This window comes from Roseobacter phycocola (assembly GCF_042055075.2).
Lineage (GTDB): Bacteria > Pseudomonadota > Alphaproteobacteria > Rhodobacterales > Rhodobacteraceae > Roseobacter.
In genome coordinates this window covers 1,200,648-1,221,397 of record NZ_CP194010.1, presented here as the reverse complement: position 1 = coordinate 1,221,397, position 20,750 = coordinate 1,200,648, and the positions used below count along the sequence as shown (strand labels likewise).

Here is a 20,750-nt window from a genome sequence, read left to right as displayed (position 1 = left end):
AAGCCCTTTATGTCAGTCGGTGCTGAACACCCTGTTCCAGGTAGTAAACAACGCCCTGACCGCCCGGCAGCGCAGCCATTTCAGACATATCCCGGTTCAGCAGGATCAGGCGCAGCATCCGCGATGTCATTCCGTGGGTGACCAGAACTGATGGCCCCTTCAGGTCGTCCAGAAAGGCAGCACATCGCGCGCGCAGACCCGCAAAGCCCTCGCCACCGGGTGCGCTGTCATAAAGATGAAGCGCGCTCTCCTCGCTCTCATCCGCCGCGCCACCATCCGGCAGTTCCGCACGTCTGCGCCCTTCGTATTCTCCCACTATGATTTCCGCGAGGCGCGGGTCGGTATCAATGCGCATCGCCAGGCCCTCCAGCGCAATGGCCGCAGTCTGAAAGGCGCGGCCTTGCGGGCTGGAGAGAAAACGGAAGCCGGTCAGATCACGTCCGCTGAGAATACGGTGTTGTTCCGCGGCCTGTCTGTGTCCCAGATCTGTCAGAGGTGAGTTGAGCTGGCCCTGAACCCGGTGTTCGGCGTTCCAGTGGGTCTGGCCATGGCGCAGGATGTAGAGAGGCGGAAAATCAGGCATGCGGGGTCCGGAATATGTCGTCTCTCCCGCATTACGCCCCTGCCGCCAGGTCATCAAGAGGTGAGCAATAGTCTGTGCCAGCGATCACAAAGTGTAAGAGGAAAGTGGTGGGTGATAAGAGATTTGAACTCCTGACATCTTCGATGTGAACGAAGCGCTCTACCACTGAGCTAATCACCCATGGGCGGCGGAATACCCAAACACCGTCGCGACCGCAAGCGCTTTTGGGTATGGTGCAGCTTGTGCCCTGACCAGCCGGCAAATGCGGCCTGAAACAAAAAGTGCGGCACCCTGAGGCGCCGCACCTGTTACCCGAAACTGCGTCAGCGATCAGTGCGCTGTCGCGGCATCCACACCATCGGTCTTGCCCGCAAGGGCTGCGGCGGCTGCCTCTTCCGCTTCCTGATCCCATTCAATGGCCTCAGGCTGACGGACCAGCGCATGCTCCAGAACTTCAGACACGTGACTGACGGGAATGATTTCCAGCCCTTCTTTCACGTTATCCGGAATGTCCGGAAGATCTTTGGCGTTTTCCTGCGGGATCAGCACTTTGGTGATCCCACCACGCAGCGCTGCGAGCAGCTTTTCCTTGAGCCCGCCGATGGGCATCGCGTTCCCGCGCAGAGACACCTCGCCGGTCATGGCGATGTCCTTGCGGACCGGAATTTTGGTCAGAACCGATACAATCGATGTCACCATCGCCAGACCGGCACTCGGACCATCCTTGGGCGTCGCGCCATCCGGCACGTGCACGTGGATATCGATCTTGTCGAACTGCGGTGGCTTCACCCCGATCTGCGGGCTGATGGAGCGCACATAGGACGAAGCAGCGTCGATGGATTCCTTCATCACGTCGCCGAGCTTGCCTGTGGTTTTCATGCGCCCCTTGCCCGGGAGCCTGAGCGCCTCGATGCTCAGAAGCTCGCCACCGACAGAGGTATAGGCCAGCCCGGTCACAACACCGACCTGATCCTCTTTCTCCGCCAGACCATAGCGATACTTCTTCACGCCGAGGAAATCATCGATGTTTTCATCGGTGACAGTCACGCTTTCCGCTTCCTTGCGCACGATTTTGGTCAGCGATTTTCGTGCGACCTTGGCGATTTCACGCTCCAGGTTCCGCACGCCTGCTTCACGCGTGTACGTTCGGATCATCTCTGTCAGCGCGGAATCTTCGAGGCTGAACTCCTTGTCCTTCAGACCGTGGTTTTTGATCTGTTTGGGCACAAGGTGCTGGCGCGCAATCTCGCGTTTCTCATCCTCGGTGTAGCCTGCCAGCGGAATGATCTCCATTCTGTCCAGCAGAGGTCCGGGCATGTTGTAGCTGTTCGACGTGGTCAGGAACATCACGTTCGACAGGTCGTATTCGACCTCAAGATAGTGATCCACAAACGTGGAGTTCTGTTCCGGATCAAGCACTTCCAGCATGGCGGACGCGGGATCACCCCGGAAATCCTGACCCATCTTGTCGATCTCATCGAGCAGGATCAGCGGGTTTGTCGTCTTGGCCTTCTTCAGCGCCTGGATGATCTTGCCCGGCATTGAACCGATATAGGTCCGGCGGTGACCGCGGATCTCGGATTCGTCCCGAACACCCCCAAGACTGATGCGGATGAATTCCCGGCCGGTGGCACGCGCCACAGACTTGCCAAGGCTGGTTTTACCCACGCCCGGAGGGCCCACCAGACACATGATCGGGCCTTTCAGCTTGCTGGAACGCTGCTGCACCGCCAGGTATTCGACGATCCGCTCTTTGACCTTGTCCAGACCATAGTGATCATCATCCAGCACCTGCTGCGCGCGGCTGAGGTCCTTTTTTACGCGGGATTTCTTGCCCCACGGAATGGACAGCATCCAATCGAGATAATTGCGCACAACGGTTGCCTCTGCGGACATCGGGCTCATGTTCCGCAGCTTCTTGATCTCGGCTTCGGCCTTTTCCTTGGCCTCTTTGCTCAGTTTGGTTTCAGCAATCCTTGCTTCCAGCTCAGCAACTTCGTTTTTGCCATCCTCGCCGTCGCCCAGCTCCTGCTGGATCGCCTTCATCTGTTCGTTGAGGTAGTATTCGCGCTGCGTGCGCTCCATCTGCGTCTTGACGCGCGTCTTGATCTTCTTCTCAACCTGCAGAACAGACATCTCGCCCTGCATCAGGCCATAGACCTTCTCCAGGCGCTCCGACACGCTGAGCGTTTCCAGCAGGTCCTGTTTCTGGTGCACCTCAATGCCCAGATGGCCCGCAACAAGATCCGCCAGACGGGCCGGTTCAGCGGATTCGCCAACCGCCGCAAGGGCTTCTTCGGGCACGTTTTTCTTGACCTTGGCGTAGCGCTCAAACTCGTCCGCCACCGTGCGCAGCAGTGCCTCGGTTGTCGCAACATCTCCGGGCATCTCGGTCAGATATTCTGCCCGGGCCTCAAAGAAGTTGTCGTTTTCAATGTATTCCGTGATGCGAACACGCGCCTGGCCCTCGACCAGCACCTTAACGGTGCCATCGGGCAGCTTCAGCAGCTGCAGGACGTTTGCGAGAACGCCGGCCTTGTAGATGCCGTCACTGTCGGGATCATCCACACCGGGATCGATCTGGCTCGACAGCAGGATCTGCTTGTCATCTGCCATCACCTCTTCGAGGGCACGGACAGATTTGTCCCGACCGACAAACAGCGGCACGATCATATGCGGGAACACCACAATATCGCGCAGCGGAAGTACCGGGTAGGAAGCGTTAAGAGGCTCTTGCATGCTCTTTCCTTATTTTTGGCAAGATGACACTGGTCCCGCATCCGCAGCAACGCCCGGTCATCTCCGGTTTAACAGATGACAGGTGGGGCAACGCCCACATGAAATCAACCTTCACTCTTTCTGGCCGGACAAGAATGAACACCAAACCGGCGAAGTACAAGCCGCCAAATGCCCGTGAACGCCTGCCGGGCAGTCCGGATTGCCCGAATGCGCTTTGCTTCATCACATCAGTTCACAAACCCAACTCGGCTTTTCCGGCCGGTTTGGGCCCGCTACAGCTTCTTCTGACACGTTAAGCCCGGCCCTGTCGGATCGGCCAGAGGCCATCTGAAGAAAATGACGTAGCAAAAGCTGGACGAACGCTACGCCTGCAGGGGTTAATCAACTGTTAAAGGCGGAGTGCGACATGCTCAGAGCGGATCGATATCACCCTGTGCACGGCCCGCATGGAAGGCTGACTGCCATTCGGCAAAGGTCCCCCCGGCTATCGCATCGCGCATGCCCGCCATCAGGTCCTGATAGTAATGCAGGTTATGCCAGGTGAGTAGCATGGACGAGATGATTTCCTGACTGCGGAAGACGTGATGCAGGTAGGCGCGGCTGTAGTTCTTGCAGGCCGGGCAGCCGCAATTCTCGTCGAGCGGGCGCGGGTCATCCTGATGCCGCGCATTTTTGATGTTCAGAACGCCATGCCGCGTAAACACCTGCCCCGTCCGTCCCGAGCGGCTGGGCAGCACGCAATCCATCATGTCGATCCCGCGGGCCACAGCCCCCACGATGTCGTCCGGCTTGCCGACGCCCATCAGATACCGTGGTTTGTCGGCGGGCAGCTGGTCCGGAGCATAATCAAGGCACCCAAACATGGCCTCCTGCCCCTCTCCAACGGCCAGCCCGCCAACGGCATAACCGTGAAATCCGATCTCCTGCAGGGCCTCAGCACTCTCAGCCCGCAGGTCCTCTTCCAGACCGCCCTGCTGAATACCAAAAAGCGCGTGCCCGGGCCGGTCGCCGAAAGCTTCTTTCGAGCGCGCAGCCCACCGCATCGACAGATGCATGCTCTCGCTGATGCGCGCCCGGTCGGCCGGCAGCGCCGGGCATTCGTCAAAACACATCACGATGTCCGAGCCCAGAAGGCGCTGAATTTCCATCGACCGTTCCGGCGTGATTTCGTGTTTCGATCCGTCGATATGGCTTTTGAAGGTCACACCGCGTTCCGTCAGTTTGCGCAGGCCGGCAAGGCTCATCACCTGAAAACCGCCACTGTCGGTCAGAATGGGCCGGTCCCAGTTCATAAACCGGTGCAATCCGCCCAGCCGGTCAATCCGTTCAGCCGTCGGGCGCAGCATCAGGTGATAGGTGTTGCCCAGCAGGATATCGGCACCGGTGGACCGCACAGACTCCGGCATCATCGCCTTGACCGTGGCTGCGGTGCCCACGGGCATAAAGGCGGGCGTGCGGATTTCGCCGCGCGGGGTGCTGATCACACCGGTCCGGGCTTTGCCGTCAACCGCCGTCCGGCTGAAACTGAAACCGCTCATCTGTCACTCTCCTGTCGATGCCCCTGCCCGGTATCCAAACCCGCGCCAAAGTGCAATCTCTGCGCCGCCGCACCGGTTTTTCCCCGCCCGGCTTTGCTTGCATTCTGCGCCGCAAAGCGCCACATCCTCTTCGGGGCAGACAAAAGGACGTATTCATGGACATCGAAACGGTCGTTATCGAACTTCTGTCAGGAAACATTGTGTTCCTGCTGCTAGCGGCGCTGCTGATTGCGGTGGTCGTCAAGGGCGTGAAAATCGTGCCTCAGTCCGAAAAATACGTCATCGAGCGGTTTGGCCGCCTGCGCTCCGTGCTTGGGCCCGGCATCAATCTGATTGTGCCCTTTATCGACCGCGTGGCGCATGAAATCTCAATCCTTGAACGTCAGCTGCCCAATGCAAGCCAGGATGCGATCACCAAGGACAACGTGCTGGTGCAGGTAGAAACCTCTGTCTTTTACCGTATCACGGAACCTGAGCGCACGGTGTACCGGATCCGTGATGTGGATGCAGCCATTGCCACCACGGTTGCCGGGATCGTGCGGGCAGAGATTGGCAAGATGGACCTCGATGATGTGCAGGCCAACCGCGCGCAGCTGATCTCCACCATCAAGGGTTCGGTGGAAGACGCCGTCGACGACTGGGGCATTGAGGTAACGCGCGCTGAAATACTCGATGTGAACCTCGATCAGGCCACGCGCGACGCGATGCTGCAGCAGCTGAACGCGGAACGCGCCCGCCGCGCCCAGGTCACCGAAGCGGAAGGCTCCAAGCGCGCGGTGGAGCTTGCGGCAGATGCTGAGCTCTACGCCTCAGAGCAGACCGCAAAGGCGCGCCGCATTCTGGCCGATGCCGAAGCCTATGCCACACAGGTCGTTGCCACAGCTATCAATGAAAACGGTATCGAAGCCGCCCAGTATCAGATTGCGCTGAAACAGGTGGAATCGCTGAATGCTCTTGGCGCAGGAAACGGCAATCAGACGATTGTGGTGCCCGCCCAGGCCCTTGAAGCCTTTGGCGATGCGTTCCGCCTGCTGAAAGGAAAAGGCGCATGATCGACGCATTTCTGGGCATCTGGTGGCTCTGGATCGCCGTGGCCATCGTTCTGGCCATCATAGAGGTTTTTGCGCCGGGGTTCATTTTCCTCGGGTTTGCCATCGGCGCGCTGATCACCGCCGGTCTCGTGGGTTTTGGCTACATTCCCTCGGCATCGGTTCTGCTGGCCGTCTTCGCCGGTGTGTCGCTGTTGTCCTGGATCGGACTGCGCATTGCGTTCCGCAGCCAGTCCACCGGGGCAAAAGTAATCACGCGCGATATCAACGACGAATAATTTGACCCGGACCCTGACGGTCGGGCACTGAGTTGACAATCGGGCCGGGACCCGCTGATCTGCTGTGGTGCGCTTGCGCCACCAAAATCACCAGGATCACAACCGCCCCATGAACCACCAGAACGCCCATCGTGACGTGCTCAGAGAGGCAACACAGGCCGCGCATTCTGCTGCGGAAAATGTCTGGTTCGGAGAGGGACACTTTGCGTCTTTGCCGGACTACCGCGCCTGGCTGACACGCATGCTGGAGGTTCATGAAACACTCGGCCTGGCGGCTGCAACTGCGGTTTCGCCGGATTTGTTTCTGCCTCAGGAAACCGCCCGCTGCGTGGCTCTGAGGCGGGACCTGGACCTTGAACCTGTTGGCGCCGGGCCGGACCGCGCGATGCCGGACAGCCATGCCTGGGGTGTTCTCTATGCGCTCAACGGATCGGCCCTTGGCGCGTCGCATATCCACCGGGAAGTCAGCGGAACGCGTGACTGGCCCCTGCGCTATCTAGCGGAAATGCGCACCTATGCGACCTCAGGCGGCGTCAAAGAGTTCTTCGACAGGCTGAACGCTGCCGGCCTCGACACAGCCAGGGCGCTGGACGGCGCCCTCGACGTTTTTGACCGCATAAGCGCGGCGAAAATCGCCTGAATTACCCGAAAACCGGGGCTTTTGGGTGCGTCAGGCCATCCGGTTGAGGTCCCGCGCCGGGCCTGATACCCCGGTGGGAACTTAAAAAACGGGAGGCGAAACGGCATGAATAAGCTGACATTCGGATGGGAAGAATGGATATCCCTGCCCGACCTGGGGCTGCCCGCCATCAGGGCCAAAATCGATACCGGTGCACGGACCTCCGCGCTTCATGCGCATGATATTGAGGTTTTCGGGCCTGCAAAAACACCCAAAGTGCGTTTCAACGTGCATCCGATTGCCGGACGTAACGATGTCTCCATCACCTGCTCGGCACCATTGGTTGACCGACGCGAGGTGACCTCGTCCAATGGCGAGACGGAACAGCGGTTTGTGATTGCCTCGACGCTCAGCGTTGGCGGCCAGACCTGGCCCATCGAGATTACCCTGACCAACCGTCAGCAGATGACGTCCCGCATGCTGCTCGGGCGGCAGGCGCTCGGGGATCATATCTCGATCACGCCAACAGAAAAACATCTGCAGCCTGAACTGAGCTATGACGATTACCACACCGCAGCGCTGAAACAGCGCGCCCCCAAACGTGCGCTGCGCATCGCGGTACTGAGCCGCGAGGACAACTACTCGACCCGGCGGCTGGTCGAAGTGGGTGAGGCGCGCGGTCATACAGTTGAGGTCATCGACACCACCCGGTGCTACATGGCGATCAATTCCATGGCACCCGAGGTGCATTACGACGGCAAACGCCTGCCGCGATACGACGCGGTGATCCCGAGAATCGGTGCGTCTGTGACAGCCTACGGTACCGCCGTGATCCGCCAGTTTGAGGCCATCGGGACCTATTGCGTGAATGGCAGCGCAGGTATCACAGCCAGCCGTGACAAGCTGCACGCGCACCAGATACTGGCCACCAAAAAGATCGGCATGCCCTCCACCGCCTTTGCGGCCTCGCCCAAGGACACGTCGAACCTGATGGGTCTGGTAGGTACGGCCCCGCTGATTGTGAAACTGCTGGAATCCACTCAGGGCAAGGGCGTGGTCCTGGCGGAAACCAAGAAGGCAGCCGAATCCGTGATCGACGCCTTCCGGGGTCTCAAGGCTAACTTTCTGGTGCAGGACTTTGTCAAAGAGGCCGCCGGCGAAGACATCCGCTGCCTGGTTGTCGCGGGCAAGGTCGTGGCGGCCATGAAACGCACCGGTGCCGAGGGCGATTTCCGGTCAAACCTGCACCGCGGCGGGACCGCAAAAGTCGTGCGGATCACAAAAGAAGAACGCGAGACCGCCGTGCGTGCGGCCCGGGCCTTCGAGCTTGGCAAGGCAGGTGTCGATCTGCTGCGATCAACGGCCGGACCCAAGGTGCTGGAAGTGAACTCCTCGCCCGGGTTTGAGGGCATCGAAAAAGCAACCGGCAAGGATATCGTCGGCAAACTCTACGATGAAATCGAACTTCAGGTGAAACCGCGCCCGGCCCGCAAACGCAGAAGCTGAACCACGCAGCCTGCCGTCATATCCGTTTTCGGACTTATGTCAGGACGCGTCTGACAATTCGTCATGCAACGTCGCAGCCAGCATAACGGCCATCTGCGCACGCAACCTCGCACGCCTGACACGAAGCTGGCTGATTTCCAGCGGCTGCAACTGAACAGAGCCGGACTCCGCGCGGCGTATTTCGTCGTTCACACGCACGTATGCCGCACGCAGCCTATGGTATTCTTCATTCTCCTCCTGCAGGGCCGCCACATGCGCAAGCCGCAGCTCCCTGTCTGTCAAAGGATGATCAGCGCTCACTCTTTTCTCCTGTTGCACGCCTGTTGCCCGGGTGCAGCGAGCTGGCGAGAATGTGATCTGCCGCATGCACCACCGTGTCCGCGCCACCGACGATCTCCGGATCCGGCGCACAGGCCACTTCGGGGTTTTTGTCCGGGTAATCCAGCTGCGACAGGAAATGCCGCATGCAGTTGATCCTGGCCCGCTTCTTGTCGTCAGACCGGATCACCGTCCAGGGCGCATCGGCTGTGTTCGTATAAAAGAACATCGCTTCCTTGGCCTCGGTGTAATCATCCCAGCGGTCAAGGCTGGCGCGGTCGATCGGTGACAGCTTCCACATCTTCAGCGGGTCCGTTTCGCGGGACCGGAACCGCGCGCGCTGTTCGTCCCGCGTGACTGAAAACCAGTATTTGAAAAGACGGATGCCAGACCGCACGAGCATGCGTTCGAACTCGGGCGTCTGACGCATGAACTCCAGGTATTCTTCGGGTTTGCAGAACTCCATCACGCGTTCAACACCCGCGCGGTTGTACCAGGAGCGGTCATAGAGAACCATCTCACCGGAGGTCGGCAAGTGTTTGATATACCTTTGAAAAAACCACTGGCCGCGCTCTTCATCCGTTGGTTTGTTCAGAGCCACAACACGCGCAGCGCGGGGGTTCAGATGCTCCGTAAAACGTTTGATCGTACCGCCCTTGCCCGCAGCGTCGCGTCCCTCAAACAGCATTACATATTTCTGTCCGGTCTCCTGCACCCAGTGCTGCACCTTGAGCAGTTCAACCTGCAGGTCGGCTTTCGCCGCCTCATATTCTTTCCGGCCTAGGCGCGGGCGGGTCGGTGTTTTGGCGGCGACCGGCGCGATGCCAGGTTCCTGCGGGCTGGTCTGTTCCCTGCCCGCGCGCGCACCTGGTTTGCGGGATTTGTCTTTCAATGCTTCGGCCATCTGGTACTCCCTCGTTTTCAGCCACAGTAAATCACCGGCGGCGCTGGCCTGCCTTGATCCTGATCAAAACTGAAAATGGTGACCGGGTCCGGAACGGACCGCTGTCATCCTGCGAGTTTTTCCTGCAGCAACCGCAGATCTGCTTTCGCCTGCCCGCTGAGCGGAACTTCGGACCGAACTGTCTCTGCGAGCAGTTCGAGCTGGGCGTCAAAAGCTGAAAGATTGTTTTCCTGTGCGAATTCCCGCAGTTCTTCGATTACTTCGATGATCCACTGGAAGTTTTCCTGGGTCTTTTCGGCAGTCACGTAGTTCTCGTTATGATTGTACTTCGTTTTCCTATTGTTTGGAAAAACTTGGTTAACAGAATCCTAACAAAACTCCGAAAACTCCCATTACGTTAAGTTAGCGAAGCAGGACGCCCTTCAATGTTGCACGACCCGCCGGTGCAACTGCTTGACATCGCGATGATTTGGAGCGGCATTCAGTGTTTTATTCCACCGGGTTACGCTGACCTCCCTGCCCCATCACCGCGGAAACGCTGGCGGAGGTGCCCGTGACTTCGGCATTTCACGCGCGGTACCCGGTGGAATAGGCTGACCTGTCGAACATGCAGTCGCGGCGGGCACCGTTCTGCTCTGTGTCGCTGATCTGAAGCTGAGCCATGCCGGGAAGGCTGAAAGACACTTCTGCCCCGGACCCCTCCTCCCGGTTCGCCACAGACAATGATCCGCCGCGCGCTGTAATCAGCCTGCGCACACCCAGCAGACCGTACCCGCTGTCGCAGCGCAGTTCACCGCTGTCGAGAAAGAGCAGCGCAGGGTCGCTGAAACCGGACCCGTTATCAGCGACGCTGACGTAGAAATAATCATCATCAGAGGCAAGAATGCGGATATCGAGCTGCAGCGGGACTGCATCCGGACCTGAAGCGGGAGATTCGAAATACTTCATTGCGTTGTCCACGAGGTTACGCAGTATGATCTGGGTCGCGGTTTTGTCCCCGCGGATCGTAGCCTCCGAGCACACAACAACGCAGGACCCGGTCGGGTCGAGCAGCGCCAGGATATCCCGCACGAGGTCCCCGAACGAAAACTCAGAGATTTCCTCGACCCGGGACACAGCTTCGGCGTGGCTGAGAACATCACCGATCAGACGCGTCGCCTTCTTGCCGATGTCTTCCAGCAGGTTGATCAGATCCAGTTTACCGTCGCCCAGATCCTGAAAATCCTCGCGCAGCAGGTCGGCAATCTGCGCAACATTCCGCATGGGCGCGCGCAGATCATGTGCCGCAAGACTTACATAGGTTTCAAGTTCATTATTGATTGTGTCCAGTTCCGTGCGCATCTCGCGGAACACCTGATTGCCGGAGATATCCTTTGAACTGCCGACGATCTGAACCACTTCAGAGGTGCCATCAACGACCGGCCTCAGGGTGGTCTGAATCAATTTCTGACTGTCGCCAAAGGGCAGAAAAATTTCATAGGCCCTTGGTGTTTTGCTCCGCAGCACACCACAATGATGTTCAAAAGCGATCCGCCCCAGCCGGCCGGGATAAAGCTCCTTTGCCGTCAGGCCAATGACGTCTTCTTTGGGCCGCCCGAGTGCGGTGCAGGCAAAGTCATTGAATACCGTATATCTTGGCAAACCCTGCGCATCAGGTTCCAGTACAAAAACCGGATGCTCGACCAGGTCGAGAAGGTCCGCGTAACAATCCATTGAAACTCTCCAAGCGCGCAGGTCTGAGCGTCACAAAGATTGGTAAACAAAGTCTTAAACTGTCAGGTTCATCAGACAGTTTCTGCCACCAACGAGGGATGCGGCCGGTTCACCCGATAAATGGGGCAAGGACATCTGTTCCGATCAGGCGGTAACCCTCGGCTGTAGTAGGACACTAAGTATTGCAGTAACCGGAAGAGCCCCGAAAAAGCCGGAAGAAAGCGGACAGAGCCCTATAAAAAAAGCGCTTCGCGTGATGGTCGGGAAATTTTGGGCGTTTGCCCTGTGTCATTCAAAGCTGGCTTAAATGGGCCTTTAAGGCCAATAACCCGCATTATGTGACTTTTACCTTTGCAAACTCTGCACGCGGGAAAAAAGGCGTAAAAACAGGGATATGAATAAAACCTGACACAAAAAAACGCCAAAATCTGGCGCGTGAACTGGGAAATCGGCTTCCCAGTTTGTTTCTCACTTCCCAGAATGGGATTACACTCGCAAAAACAGTGAGTTGACGATTTTATGAAGTTTCGCCTACCCGTCCGAACCGGGAAACGGTTTTACCCCCCTAACAGCCAAGCTAATGCAGTCTTTACGAGCACTCACAAACAAAGAAACAGGTGTTCTGAGTAAGCCGCCCCGGGACCAACAAGAAAGGAGGCATGCTCTGCTGTTTTGCCTACCCGCCCACATATTCGCTCCGCTTCAGCGGTTAGTCGCGGATCATCCGGATCAGGGGCAGTAAACACGGTAGATTGCCTAATCTTGACACTCGCTCCATTAAAGTCGGACACAACTGGCGGTGCCTCCGTGCACCCGATCAAAAATACCAAAAAAATCACTGAATACCGTTTCACTGTTTATCTCCTTGCAAACTTCGCCCTGACCAAACAACACGGCCAAAAATCTCGACTGCGCCTGCCCTTTCAGGCGGCAGAACAGAGGTTCTAGAGTCGCGTGTGTCCGCTCTTACTATGAGCGTTCCGTCTTCCAACTTCTCAAGTCGCCTGACAACTATAGCGCTTCCAAATGTCACAGCATACAGGGCGCCATCTTCAATGGCTGTTTCGCTTTTGTCGATCATCGCGATTGCGCTTTTGCCGAAAGTCGGCTCCATATCTTTATCGACTACGGGAAGCAGCGCCGCATCTTTCGGCGACAGAGAAATCGACTTCAACCACTGTTCATCAAAACCCAGTGTCAACGGTACCGCACCAGGCGGCGTTGGTATCAAGTCCTCGTGGAGCACTTCAACAGGAACGAGTCCGCTTTCAGGCGGCAGCTTGTTTGACCGCGGATCTGGAACCAATTCCGCCTCTACCGTCCCGGACCCAGGCTGACCTCTAAAAACGGCCACCACCGAATAGAGCTCCTGAACAAATTTCAGAAAGTGAGCATCGGCATAGTCATTTTGTGCGCTCTCCCGTGGGTTCTGCCAGCCGCGCAGTTCCACACGGTCTTTGTGGATATCGACAAGGCGCTTTATAACGGCCTTCCCATTCATGTCTTTCAAATAGACACGATCGCCGATCTCAACCTGCCTGCTTGGCGAGATCAGGCAATAATCACCGGACCTGATACCCTCAGCTTGCATGGATTTTCCGCTCGCCTGGACCCAGAACGCGCGTTCGTCGTCCAGCCAAGTTGGTAAAGGCAGCGTCTTAGCATTATCGGCGCTCGCAAACTTACCAACCATACTGCAAGCCGCCTGACCACGGAAAGGCGCGTTATTAGACGACCACAACAATTCGTTTTCGGGCAATCCAAACTTGAGCTCCAGCTTCAAAACCTTTGCCAGCGCCTGCAGCTTGTCAAACGAAGGCCATGCACCTCTTCGAATATTCTGGAAAGATCCGTTCCGAGCGCGGCCGAAAGCCCGCTTTTCTACTTCGACCTGCGTCAGACCTAGCTCTTTCCGACGGCTCTCGATCAGCTCGTATAACTCTGTCAAATTCATACTGTGTAAAAATACATAATAAATGGAATATGGATAGAAGCTTTTTCGCAATTTGGTCAAGTATGTATTTTTAGATTGACTATCTTATCTATTTTTACATACTTGCGACTATGGGTAGTAAAACATGCATTCCATTCGACTACAGGCACCTAATTGAACTGGTCGAGGCGCTAGAGGCCTACACCGGACGGTCGCAAATAACGATCGCCGGGTGGGCGGGCGTTCACAGCCGCTTCTTTTCCCGTCTTAAGCAGGGCTCAGGCTGCAGCGCTCATTCCTACGAACAAGTATTCCAATGGTTTTGCAAAAACTGGCCCAGCGACCTTGAGTGGCCTGAGAGCGTGCCGCAGCCAAAAGACGAACCCGCGCGACGGAGGGCTTCATGACCTTCCCCGCCGCCCCTTCAACCTCCGGGTCCCTGCCTCACTTCGGTGCACTGCCTGACCCGGACACCTGCGCAGGCGACACAGAATGGTCGCCTGCGCCCTTTGAAACGGACTGTGAAGATCATGAAATCATGATCTGTGACCCCCGCGAACGCAGGGGATTTCCCGCCACGCAGGGTCTGATCTGGGAAAACTGGTCGGAGTTCCTTGGTGATCTGGTTGGCACTCTCTGCATCTTTGCCATCCTGTTTGGCGGGCTCGCCGCCGCATGGGTGATACAATGAACGTGCGGTACCACGAATACGCCGAGGCGCTGCACAATTTTCGTAAAGTTGTGGAAACCTATGCCGACGCCAAACGGAACCTCGAAAGGACAGCGCAGCAGATCGCAGATATAGAAGGCGATCCTGACAACAATCTCAGAGATCGCCTTTCTCAAGCAGCAGGTATCAACGAGCGCGCCAAGTGCGAAGTCGCCGCCTACAGCCTGATACTATTGGCGTCCGGAGCCCTCGAGGGCAGCGCAGACCTCCTTATCGCCTCACTCGACGAGACGCGGCCATGAGACACGCGCGCCTGGACAAGAGCCCACGGCTTCAGCGCCTGCTGCAGGTGCTTGAGGAGGCGAACGGCCCCTGCAGTACCCGCACCCTCATGCGCAAAGCAAACATCTGTGCGGTGAATTCCGCCATAGCGGAGCTCCGGGAAAACGGGGCCGAGATTGAGTGCGAGCACGTCGTCCGGAAAGGGCGGCGCATCTTTCTTTACACATTGATTAAACGACCGGAGGCTTCATGACCCGCGAAGCAAGACTGCTGGAAACAGCCGAAATTCCAATCACCGACATCGATATTGACGACCGGCTGCGCCCGGTATCAGAGCTGGCCGTACAGAGCCTAGTCGCCTCGATCCGCGAGATCGGCCTTCAGGCCGAAATTCATGTCCGCAAAGTCCGCCACCAGGGCGGCCGGCTTAAACTCATCGCCGGTGGACATCGCGTGGCAGCGTTCAGGGCGCTCGGGCACGACACCATTCCTGCCAAAGTCTGGGACTGCACTGACGACTGGGCAACCATGGCCGAGATCGACGACAATCTGGCCCACGCCGACCTGAACCCGCTTGATCTGGCTGTGTTCCTCGCAGAGCGAAAAGCCGTCTATGAGCGGATGTATCCGGAGGCGAAAAACGGAGGAAATCGAGGCAACCAGCATGTCGGTGGTCGCCAGAACGACATCATGTCGTTCTGCCAAACTGTGGCCGAGAAGCGCGACATCACTGCCCGCCATGTCGAGAGGCTCGTTGCCGCCGGTCAGGGCCTGAACCGCGATCTGATCGCCCAGCTCCGCAAGGCCCCGAAACCCGTCACACTTGCTGATCTGCAGATGATCGCCAAATGCCCGCCTGACGACCGCCCGGTAATCTGCCGGGAGCTGTCTCTCGGCAAGGCAAAATCCGCAAAGGAAGTGCTGGACCGCCGGAACAAAGCGCCCGGTGCGGCCGCGAAGTCTCCGGACGCTGCCACCGAGAAACTGGATGACGCCTGGAACCGTTCATCCAAGGCTACACGCCTGCAGTTTGTGTCGAGGCACGTGGAGGAGCTGGAGCAGCTGCTGGCACAGGCCAGCCGCCCTGGTGGTCAGAGTGGCGACGTGGTTTCCTTCAAGGCGAGGACCCGCTCATGAGCCCGCGGTTGGAGCCCGAGCAAATCTGGTGGACAGCGGAAGATCTGGCAGTCTCCGGCCTGCCCGGGTTGCCTGGGACAAAGCGCGCTGTAAACGCGATGGCTGATCGTCTGGGCTGGCGCGCCACGCCGGGCAGCGCGCGCCGCAAGCCTGGTCGCGGCGGCGGATGGCAGTATCACTGGTCGCTGTTGCCTTCAGAGGCGCGTGCAAAGCTGCTGACAGAGGAGGCCAGCACTGCTGAGCCACTGCAGTCCGTTGCCGAAGTCTGGGCTGACTTTGATGCCCTACCCGACAAGGCGAAAACGCAGGCGCGGGACCGGCTGGAAACACTCCGGCTTGTTGAAAGTCTGCACCTGTCAGGATCCACCCAAGTCAATGCCGTCAGCGCAGTCGCGCAGCGGCAGAGCGTGTCTCCACGGACAATCTACAACTGGCTGGCGATGATTGAAGGCGTCGATGAAACAGACCGCCTCGCTTACCTCGCGCCGAAGACCGCAAAACGAGCGGTCAAACACCCCCCAAAGGCTGAAACCCGCGCCTTCATGGATCACCTGAAGAGCAACTATCTGCGCCTTGAACAACCCACGTTCCGGCAGTGCTACCGGGACGCGGTACGCGAGGCGCAGCGACAGGGGTGGTCTGTGCCGATCGAGCGCACGGCACGCCGGCGTCTGGAGGCGGATGTGCCGCGTGTAACGCGGGTCTTTGCACGTGAGGGCGAGAAGGGTCTGATGCGGTGTTTTCCGGCGCAGATCCGGGACCGGAGTGGTCTCACAGCCATGGAAGGCGTCAACGCGGACTGCCACAAGATCGATGTGTTTGTCCGCTGGCCTGACGGCACGGTGAACCGCCCTCAGATCGTGGCGTTCCAGGACATCTACAGCGGCAAGGTCCTGAGCTGGCGGGTTGATCACGATCCGAACAAAGTGATGGTGATGAGCGCCTTCGGTGAGCTCGTCGAGAACTGGGGGATCCCGCAGCACTGCCTTTTCGACAACGGCCACGAGTTTGCGAACAAGTGGATGACGGCCGGGGCGCCCACGCGCTTCCGTTTCAAGGTGCGTGATGACGACCCGCTCGGTGTTCTGCCCCTTATGGGCATAAAGATGCACTGGGCCACGCCTGCGCATGGTCAGGCCAAGCCGATCGAGCGGACCTTCCGCGATTTTGCCAGCGATATCGCCAAGGACCCGCGGTTTCACGGGGCCTATGTCGGCAACAAGCCGACGGCCAAGCCGGAAAACTATGGCAGCCGCGCCGTTCCCTCAGAGAAGTTTCTGCAGGTTGTCTCAGAGGGCATCATTGAGCACAACGCACGGCCCGGACGCCTGTCTCCGACCACGCTGGGCCGGTCCTTTGATGAGACCTTCGCGGAGAGCTACGCCACGGCCCGGATCCGGCGCGCGACCGACGAGCAGCGCCGGCTTTGGATGATGGGTCAGCACGTCGGCCTGCTCAACCGGGCGAATGGAAGCCTGAAGGCCTTTGGCAACGTCTATCACTCGGAGTGGATGTCGCAGTCAGCGGGCACGAAAGTTGTCGCGCGCTTTGATCCCGAAGACCTGCACAAAGGTCTGCATATTTACGCGACCGACGGCGGGTTCCTTGGCTTTGCCGAGTGCCAGCAGAAGGTCGGCTTCTTCGACATCACGGAGGCGGGTGAGACATCCCGCAGGCGGGCACGTATCCGCCGGGCGGAGCGCAGGCTTCTGGACGCGCACCGTCCGCACAGCGTGCAGGATCTGGCTGACCGCAAAGACGCAGCAGCTCCCGAGGCACCGGAACCGCTTGAGGCCAAGGTTGTCTCGCCGACGTTCGGCGCGCGTCAGGCCTCCGCCCGGACACACCATGCCTACGAGGCACCGGAAAACCCGGAACTTGATGCCGAACAGGATGCCCTGATCCTGAGCATGGAAGAACGGCTGCAGGAAAAGCGGCCCGATCAGGACAACGCCCTGCCGGATACCGCCGCGGACCGCTTCTGGTGGGCCCGCGCTGTGATCGAGAGGTCTGAAGCCGGTGAGCCGGTGGGATCCGAGGAAGCGCGCCTGCTGCGCGAGTATGTCCGCACGGCGGAATACCGAAGCGCACTGGGCATGTACGAGACGTTTGGTGAGGACGGGGTCGGGTAAGGCCCAAAAGAAAGCCGCCGCCCGTTTGCACCCGGACGACGGCGGAACCTTTGGATGGAGTATCTATGTCACAGATCATGAACCTGGGCAACAGAGTTAAGCCGCTGCGCAACGTCGCGGCGCTGAATGCCCTGATCGAGCGGGTCAACAACCGCGCCTTCGGTCTGCCCGGCATGGCGGTTTTTTACGGACCGCCCGGCTTTGGAAAAACCTTTGCGTGTATCCACGCCAAGGTGCAGCAGGACGCCATCCACATCTCGATCCAGAAACTCTGGACCGTCAAGACGCTGCTGAAAGAGACACTGCGCGAGTTGTCGATCGTCCCGGCAAAGACCCAGGCCGAGATGCTCAAACAGGTCAATCAGGGGCTCGCGATCGCAGACCGCCCCCTGATCATCGACGAAGCTGACTACGCCATCGAGCGCGGTATGATCGAGGTCATCCGGGACTTTCACGACGGCTCGGATGTGCCGGTCATCATGATCGGGATGGAAAAGTTTCCCCAGAAACTCCAGGCCTTTGAGCTGGTGGACAGCAGGGTGCTGTCATGGGTGGGCGCTGAGCCTTCCAATCTCCGGGATACCCGCCTGCTGGCCCAGAACTACGCGGACGGGCTCGAGATCGATGACACGATGCTGGAGCACATCATCAGCACCTGCGCCGGCAATGCCAGGCTGATCAGCAAGGATCTGGCCTATCTCGTCGAGACCTGCCGGACCGAAGGCGTGAGCAGCATCACACTGAAAGAATGGGGCAACCGCCCGTTGTTCCAGTCACGCGCACCTGCACCACGGAGGGGCCTCAATGAACACGTTTAAAGCCGATTTTGAGGCCGAGAAAAAAGTCATGATGGCCTACATGCAGCGGCACCCGATGTTCACCAATGCCGAAGTGCTCGATCAGGTCGGTGGACCCACAGTGCGCCGGAACCACTTCCTGCGCACCCTGCGCAAAGAAGGTCGAATGAAGCTGGTGACCCGCGAGGGTGGCACGCCATTCTACTCCCTGCTGAAGACCGAAGAACGCCTGAAGCGGGCCGCAAAGAAACGGCGTACGCCGGAAGGCGCGATCTGGAGCGCCATGCGCGCCATGGGCCGGTTTACCCAGGGCGAGATCGTCTCGTCGCTGGCAGCAACCAGTGAACCCGCAACCGAAGCCGATCTGCGCAAGTACTGCTCAGCCCTTCTGGATGCCGGGTACCTGAAGGTCCTGCAGAAGGCCCGGCCGATGTCCGGGCGCCCGGCCCGCTACATGCTGCTGCGGGATACAGGCCCCCTGCCCCCTGAGATCCGCCGCATGCAGGTTTTGGTCGACACGAACGAGGACCGGGTGGCCCATGTCCGGGGGGCGCGGCTGTGAGCGAGCGTTTACAGATCGCCCGCGCCGCCTGGGGCACTGTCCCCGAATGGATCGAAGCGCTGGTTGCGGCATGTGACGCCGACGGTGCATCGCAGAGCATCGTGGCCGCCCGGATCGGCCGGTCACCCAGCGTGATCAGTTCACTCCTGCGCAATGACTATCGCGGCAACATGAAACGGCTTGAGGACCGGGTCCGCTCGGTCATCTGCGTTGAACAGGTCAAATGTCCGGCACTCGGCTGGATCACCTCAGTGGATTGCCTCAACTGGCGTGATGAAGCGGAAGAGCTCACCTCTGCCAGCCCGATCACTGTCCGGATGTTCAGAGCCTGTCGCCGCTGCGACCGTTTCCGGGAGGCGCAGTCCGATGGCGAATGAGCCGACCCGTATGACCCGCGAAGAAATGCTGCGCCTTGCCGGCAGTGGCGTGAACAAGGTGGACCTGCTGGGGCCGCGGGGCACCACGCTCTGCACCATGAACGAGATCGAGGCCATGGCGATGGTGATTGTGCTCAGCGGTGTCCTACCGGGCCGCCCCGACGATCCCGACCGGCAGGCACTTTACCCCCAGATCGAAAAGGACAAACGATGACCAGAACACCACAGGATGGCGCTTTCTACGCATCCGGAGCCTTTGTCTGCCGCCGACCGCATGTGAAGCAGGAAGGCACTCACGAGACGGTTCTGAACAATGCCTACACCGTGTGCGAGGTGGACAAGAGTGCCGGAAAGCGGGCTGAAACTGCCCAGCAGATCGCCAGCGCGCTGAATGCGCAAATGCGGTTGGGAGGCTGATATGACCGATCAGACACAAGCCTTCGCCGTCCTGATACAAAGGAGCTGGGACGGCCCGGGACACAGGCTGCGTCCGAAGCTCATTGAGATCGATCGGGTGCGAGCGAAAACGATCTTTGCCAAGTCGGGTTTCGGCGGCGGCATTCGCTATCTCAAAGCTCAGAACTGGTATCGCTTTTTTTCGACCCGCCAGCTCGCGCAGGAATTTCTCGATCAAGTCTGCCAGGAGCTCGGCATACGATCAGCTGACATCGCCGAGGAAACTGCACGCATCCTGCGCCGCACGGCCGATGACCGTGTATTGGCCTTTATCAAAAAGGAACCCGGTGATGGCGAGCCTTGAGGACCTGATCCCCGGCGGCATCAAGCCCACCGATAAATGGCATGTCGGTCACGACGATGAGACCTGCTCCCGCTGCGGGGAAGTGCCGCCGGATACCGACGTCTGCCTACTTCTGTTTGCCGACCACCGCGATGCCCTTCTGCGCATCTGCCAGGGCTGCGAAGGCACCAGACCTGACCACATCGAGGAGAACTTCTATGACGACTGAATTCACGCCAGCTCCCGTTCCGACGGGACGGAGAACGATTGCCGGCAAGGAATACATGCACGATGCCAAAGGCGGCATGATCCCGGCCGACATGGTCAAACCACAGACCCAGCTAGAGGACGAGACCGTCCGCAAAATTCTGGGCTTCTGGATCGCCGCCAGTGGTCAGATCAGCCGCCTGAAGGCGCATGTTCTCGATGACATCATGGCCTTTGAAGGGATCCTTGCACAGGAATACGGCACCACCATCGGCGGGCGCAAAGGCAATAAGTCCCTGCTCTCTTTTGACGGCCTGATGAAGGTCGAGGTGCGGATCGCCGACTTTATCGACTTCGGGCCCGAGCTGCAGGTCGCAAAGGAACTGGTCGATCAGTGCCTGAATGAATGGGCCGAAGATGCCCGTCCCGAGATCCGCGCGGTGATCACCAACGCCTTCCACACGGACAAGGCCGGACAGGTGAACCGGGCGGAGATCATCCGCCTGATGCGTCTCGACATCGATGAGGAGCGCTGGAACCGCGCCATGGATGCGATCCGCGATGCACAGCGGGTTGTGGGCCAGAAATCCTATGTGCGCTGCTACCGGCGCGACAGCTTCGATGCGCCCTGGCGGGCCGTCTCCATCGACATGGCAAAGGCGTAAGA

General features: G+C 59.0%; 24 protein-coding genes and 1 tRNA gene. 16 read left to right on the top strand and 9 right to left on the bottom strand.

The window, feature by feature from the left end; all coding sequences use genetic code 11:
• Window positions 1–7: 7 nt before the first annotated feature.
• The 4 genes from AB4K19_RS06050 to tgt form a co-directional block, all read right to left on the bottom strand.
• The gene (locus AB4K19_RS06050) at window positions 8–583 is read right to left on the bottom strand and encodes a histidine phosphatase family protein (RefSeq protein ID WP_375227552.1); all 576 of its coding nucleotides are present in this window, start codon (window positions 581–583) and stop codon (window positions 8–10) included.
• A 105-nt stretch (window positions 584–688) separates the two neighbouring features.
• Window positions 689–763 (bottom strand) — tRNA-Val (locus AB4K19_RS06045).
• Window positions 764–913: 150 nt separating this feature from the next.
• Window positions 914–3,322: an endopeptidase La gene (gene lon, locus AB4K19_RS06040; protein ID WP_436399328.1), complete on the bottom strand. Its 2,409-nt coding sequence runs from the start codon at window positions 3,320–3,322 to the stop codon at window positions 914–916.
• Between the two features lie 410 nt (window positions 3,323–3,732).
• A complete protein-coding gene (gene tgt / locus AB4K19_RS06035; RefSeq protein WP_436399327.1) occupies window positions 3,733–4,860 on the bottom strand; it encodes a tRNA guanosine(34) transglycosylase Tgt in 1,128 nt (375 codons plus the stop codon).
• Between the two features lie 155 nt (window positions 4,861–5,015).
• Here tgt and AB4K19_RS06030 point away from each other — a divergent pair, with 155 nt between their 5' ends.
• The 4 genes from AB4K19_RS06030 to rimK all read left to right on the top strand — a co-directional run bounded on the left by AB4K19_RS06030 (window position 5,016) and on the right by rimK (window position 8,312).
• The gene (locus tag AB4K19_RS06030; protein ID WP_375227551.1) at window positions 5,016–5,912 is read left to right on the top strand and encodes an SPFH domain-containing protein; all 897 of its coding nucleotides are present in this window, start codon (window positions 5,016–5,018) and stop codon (window positions 5,910–5,912) included.
• Window positions 5,909–6,187 (top strand): NfeD family protein, encoded by a 279-nt coding sequence (locus AB4K19_RS06025; RefSeq protein ID WP_375227550.1) that lies wholly within the window; start codon window positions 5,909–5,911, stop codon window positions 6,185–6,187. Before AB4K19_RS06030 ends, AB4K19_RS06025 begins: the two co-directional genes overlap by 4 nt.
• Window positions 6,188–6,296: 109 nt before the next feature.
• Window positions 6,297–6,827, top strand: coding sequence for a biliverdin-producing heme oxygenase (locus tag AB4K19_RS06020; RefSeq protein ID WP_436399326.1), 531 nt, complete (start codon window positions 6,297–6,299; stop codon window positions 6,825–6,827).
• 105 nt (window positions 6,828–6,932) lie between these two features.
• Window positions 6,933–8,312, top strand: a complete 1,380-nt coding sequence (rimK, locus tag AB4K19_RS06015) for a 30S ribosomal protein S6--L-glutamate ligase (RefSeq protein WP_436399325.1) — start codon at window positions 6,933–6,935, stop codon at window positions 8,310–8,312.
• A 39-nt stretch (window positions 8,313–8,351) separates the two neighbouring features.
• On the opposite strand, the gene AB4K19_RS06010 is transcribed toward rimK, so the two are convergent.
• The 5 genes from AB4K19_RS06010 to AB4K19_RS05990 all read right to left on the bottom strand — a co-directional run bounded on the left by AB4K19_RS06010 (window position 8,352) and on the right by AB4K19_RS05990 (window position 13,261).
• Entirely contained in the window at window positions 8,352–8,612 is a 261-nt protein-coding gene (locus AB4K19_RS06010; RefSeq protein WP_375227548.1) for a hypothetical protein, read from the bottom strand.
• On the bottom strand, window positions 8,602–9,534 hold the full coding sequence (ppk2, locus tag AB4K19_RS06005; protein WP_375227547.1) for a polyphosphate kinase 2: 933 nt from the start codon (window positions 9,532–9,534) through the stop codon (window positions 8,602–8,604). Before ppk2 ends, AB4K19_RS06010 begins: the two co-directional genes overlap by 11 nt.
• 104 nt (window positions 9,535–9,638) lie before the next feature.
• Entirely contained in the window at window positions 9,639–9,839 is a 201-nt protein-coding gene (locus AB4K19_RS06000) for a hypothetical protein (protein WP_375227546.1), read from the bottom strand.
• 262 nt (window positions 9,840–10,101) lie between these two features.
• Complete coding sequence (locus tag AB4K19_RS05995) at window positions 10,102–11,247, bottom strand: PAS domain-containing sensor histidine kinase (protein WP_375227545.1); 1,146 nt, start codon at window positions 11,245–11,247, stop codon at window positions 10,102–10,104.
• Between the two features lie 850 nt (window positions 11,248–12,097).
• A complete protein-coding gene (locus AB4K19_RS05990) occupies window positions 12,098–13,261 on the bottom strand; it encodes a S24 family peptidase (protein WP_375227544.1) in 1,164 nt (387 codons plus the stop codon).
• 322 nt (window positions 13,262–13,583) lie between these two features.
• Here AB4K19_RS05990 and AB4K19_RS05985 point away from each other — a divergent pair, with 322 nt between their 5' ends.
• The 12 genes from AB4K19_RS05985 to AB4K19_RS05930 all read left to right on the top strand — a co-directional run bounded on the left by AB4K19_RS05985 (window position 13,584) and on the right by AB4K19_RS05930 (window position 20,748).
• The gene (locus tag AB4K19_RS05985) at window positions 13,584–13,871 is read left to right on the top strand and encodes a hypothetical protein (RefSeq protein WP_436399324.1); all 288 of its coding nucleotides are present in this window, start codon (window positions 13,584–13,586) and stop codon (window positions 13,869–13,871) included.
• Window positions 13,856–14,152, top strand: a complete 297-nt coding sequence (locus tag AB4K19_RS05980; protein ID WP_375227542.1) for a hypothetical protein — start codon at window positions 13,856–13,858, stop codon at window positions 14,150–14,152. Before AB4K19_RS05985 ends, AB4K19_RS05980 begins: the two co-directional genes overlap by 16 nt.
• A gap of 229 nt (window positions 14,153–14,381) precedes the next feature.
• Window positions 14,382–15,269, top strand: coding sequence for a ParB/RepB/Spo0J family partition protein (locus AB4K19_RS05975; protein WP_375227541.1), 888 nt, complete (start codon window positions 14,382–14,384; stop codon window positions 15,267–15,269).
• Window positions 15,266–17,401, top strand: a complete 2,136-nt coding sequence (locus AB4K19_RS05970) for a transposase domain-containing protein (protein ID WP_436399323.1) — start codon at window positions 15,266–15,268, stop codon at window positions 17,399–17,401. Before AB4K19_RS05975 ends, AB4K19_RS05970 begins: the two co-directional genes overlap by 4 nt.
• Before the next feature lie 65 nt (window positions 17,402–17,466).
• Entirely contained in the window at window positions 17,467–18,219 is a 753-nt protein-coding gene (locus tag AB4K19_RS05965; protein ID WP_436399322.1) for an AAA family ATPase, read from the top strand.
• A complete protein-coding gene (locus tag AB4K19_RS05960; RefSeq protein ID WP_436399321.1) occupies window positions 18,206–18,760 on the top strand; it encodes a hypothetical protein in 555 nt (184 codons plus the stop codon). The genes AB4K19_RS05965 and AB4K19_RS05960 overlap by 14 nt, the downstream gene beginning before the upstream one ends.
• A complete protein-coding gene (locus tag AB4K19_RS05955) occupies window positions 18,757–19,137 on the top strand; it encodes a hypothetical protein (RefSeq protein WP_436399320.1) in 381 nt (126 codons plus the stop codon). Before AB4K19_RS05960 ends, AB4K19_RS05955 begins: the two co-directional genes overlap by 4 nt.
• On the top strand, window positions 19,127–19,351 hold the full coding sequence (locus AB4K19_RS05950; RefSeq protein ID WP_436399319.1) for a hypothetical protein: 225 nt from the start codon (window positions 19,127–19,129) through the stop codon (window positions 19,349–19,351). Before AB4K19_RS05955 ends, AB4K19_RS05950 begins: the two co-directional genes overlap by 11 nt.
• Window positions 19,348–19,554, top strand: coding sequence for a hypothetical protein (locus AB4K19_RS05945; protein WP_375227534.1), 207 nt, complete (start codon window positions 19,348–19,350; stop codon window positions 19,552–19,554). Before AB4K19_RS05950 ends, AB4K19_RS05945 begins: the two co-directional genes overlap by 4 nt.
• Window position 19,555: 1 nt before the next feature.
• Window positions 19,556–19,897 (top strand): hypothetical protein, encoded by a 342-nt coding sequence (locus tag AB4K19_RS05940; protein ID WP_436399318.1) that lies wholly within the window; start codon window positions 19,556–19,558, stop codon window positions 19,895–19,897.
• Entirely contained in the window at window positions 19,884–20,105 is a 222-nt protein-coding gene (locus AB4K19_RS05935; protein WP_436399317.1) for a hypothetical protein, read from the top strand. Before AB4K19_RS05940 ends, AB4K19_RS05935 begins: the two co-directional genes overlap by 14 nt.
• Window positions 20,095–20,748: a DUF3164 family protein gene (locus AB4K19_RS05930; RefSeq protein ID WP_375227532.1), complete on the top strand. Its 654-nt coding sequence runs from the start codon at window positions 20,095–20,097 to the stop codon at window positions 20,746–20,748. Before AB4K19_RS05935 ends, AB4K19_RS05930 begins: the two co-directional genes overlap by 11 nt.
• Window positions 20,749–20,750 lie beyond the last annotated feature (2 nt).

Coding starts and splice junctions, on each gene's coding strand:
- AB4K19_RS06050 (WP_375227552.1), bottom strand. CDS start 583: ATGCCTGATTTTCCGCCTCTCTACATCCTGCGCCATGGCCAGACCCAC.
- lon (WP_436399328.1), bottom strand. CDS start 3,322: ATGCAAGAGCCTCTTAACGCTTCCTACCCGGTACTTCCGCTGCGCGAT.
- tgt (WP_436399327.1), bottom strand. CDS start 4,860: ATGAGCGGTTTCAGTTTCAGCCGGACGGCGGTTGACGGCAAAGCCCGG.
- AB4K19_RS06030 (WP_375227551.1), top strand. CDS start 5,016: ATGGACATCGAAACGGTCGTTATCGAACTTCTGTCAGGAAACATTGTG.
- AB4K19_RS06025 (WP_375227550.1), top strand. CDS start 5,909: ATGATCGACGCATTTCTGGGCATCTGGTGGCTCTGGATCGCCGTGGCC.
- AB4K19_RS06020 (WP_436399326.1), top strand. CDS start 6,297: ATGAACCACCAGAACGCCCATCGTGACGTGCTCAGAGAGGCAACACAG.
- rimK (WP_436399325.1), top strand. CDS start 6,933: ATGAATAAGCTGACATTCGGATGGGAAGAATGGATATCCCTGCCCGAC.
- ppk2 (WP_375227547.1), bottom strand. CDS start 9,534: ATGGCCGAAGCATTGAAAGACAAATCCCGCAAACCAGGTGCGCGCGCG.
- AB4K19_RS05995 (WP_375227545.1), bottom strand. CDS start 11,247: ATGGATTGTTACGCGGACCTTCTCGACCTGGTCGAGCATCCGGTTTTT.
- AB4K19_RS05985 (WP_436399324.1), top strand. CDS start 13,584: ATGACCTTCCCCGCCGCCCCTTCAACCTCCGGGTCCCTGCCTCACTTC.
- AB4K19_RS05980 (WP_375227542.1), top strand. CDS start 13,856: ATGGGTGATACAATGAACGTGCGGTACCACGAATACGCCGAGGCGCTG.
- AB4K19_RS05975 (WP_375227541.1), top strand. CDS start 14,382: ATGACCCGCGAAGCAAGACTGCTGGAAACAGCCGAAATTCCAATCACC.
- AB4K19_RS05970 (WP_436399323.1), top strand. CDS start 15,266: ATGAGCCCGCGGTTGGAGCCCGAGCAAATCTGGTGGACAGCGGAAGAT.
- AB4K19_RS05965 (WP_436399322.1), top strand. CDS start 17,467: ATGTCACAGATCATGAACCTGGGCAACAGAGTTAAGCCGCTGCGCAAC.
- AB4K19_RS05960 (WP_436399321.1), top strand. CDS start 18,206: ATGAACACGTTTAAAGCCGATTTTGAGGCCGAGAAAAAAGTCATGATG.
- AB4K19_RS05950 (WP_436399319.1), top strand. CDS start 19,127: ATGGCGAATGAGCCGACCCGTATGACCCGCGAAGAAATGCTGCGCCTT.
- AB4K19_RS05945 (WP_375227534.1), top strand. CDS start 19,348: ATGACCAGAACACCACAGGATGGCGCTTTCTACGCATCCGGAGCCTTT.
- AB4K19_RS05940 (WP_436399318.1), top strand. CDS start 19,556: ATGACCGATCAGACACAAGCCTTCGCCGTCCTGATACAAAGGAGCTGG.
- AB4K19_RS05935 (WP_436399317.1), top strand. CDS start 19,884: ATGGCGAGCCTTGAGGACCTGATCCCCGGCGGCATCAAGCCCACCGAT.
- AB4K19_RS05930 (WP_375227532.1), top strand. CDS start 20,095: ATGACGACTGAATTCACGCCAGCTCCCGTTCCGACGGGACGGAGAACG.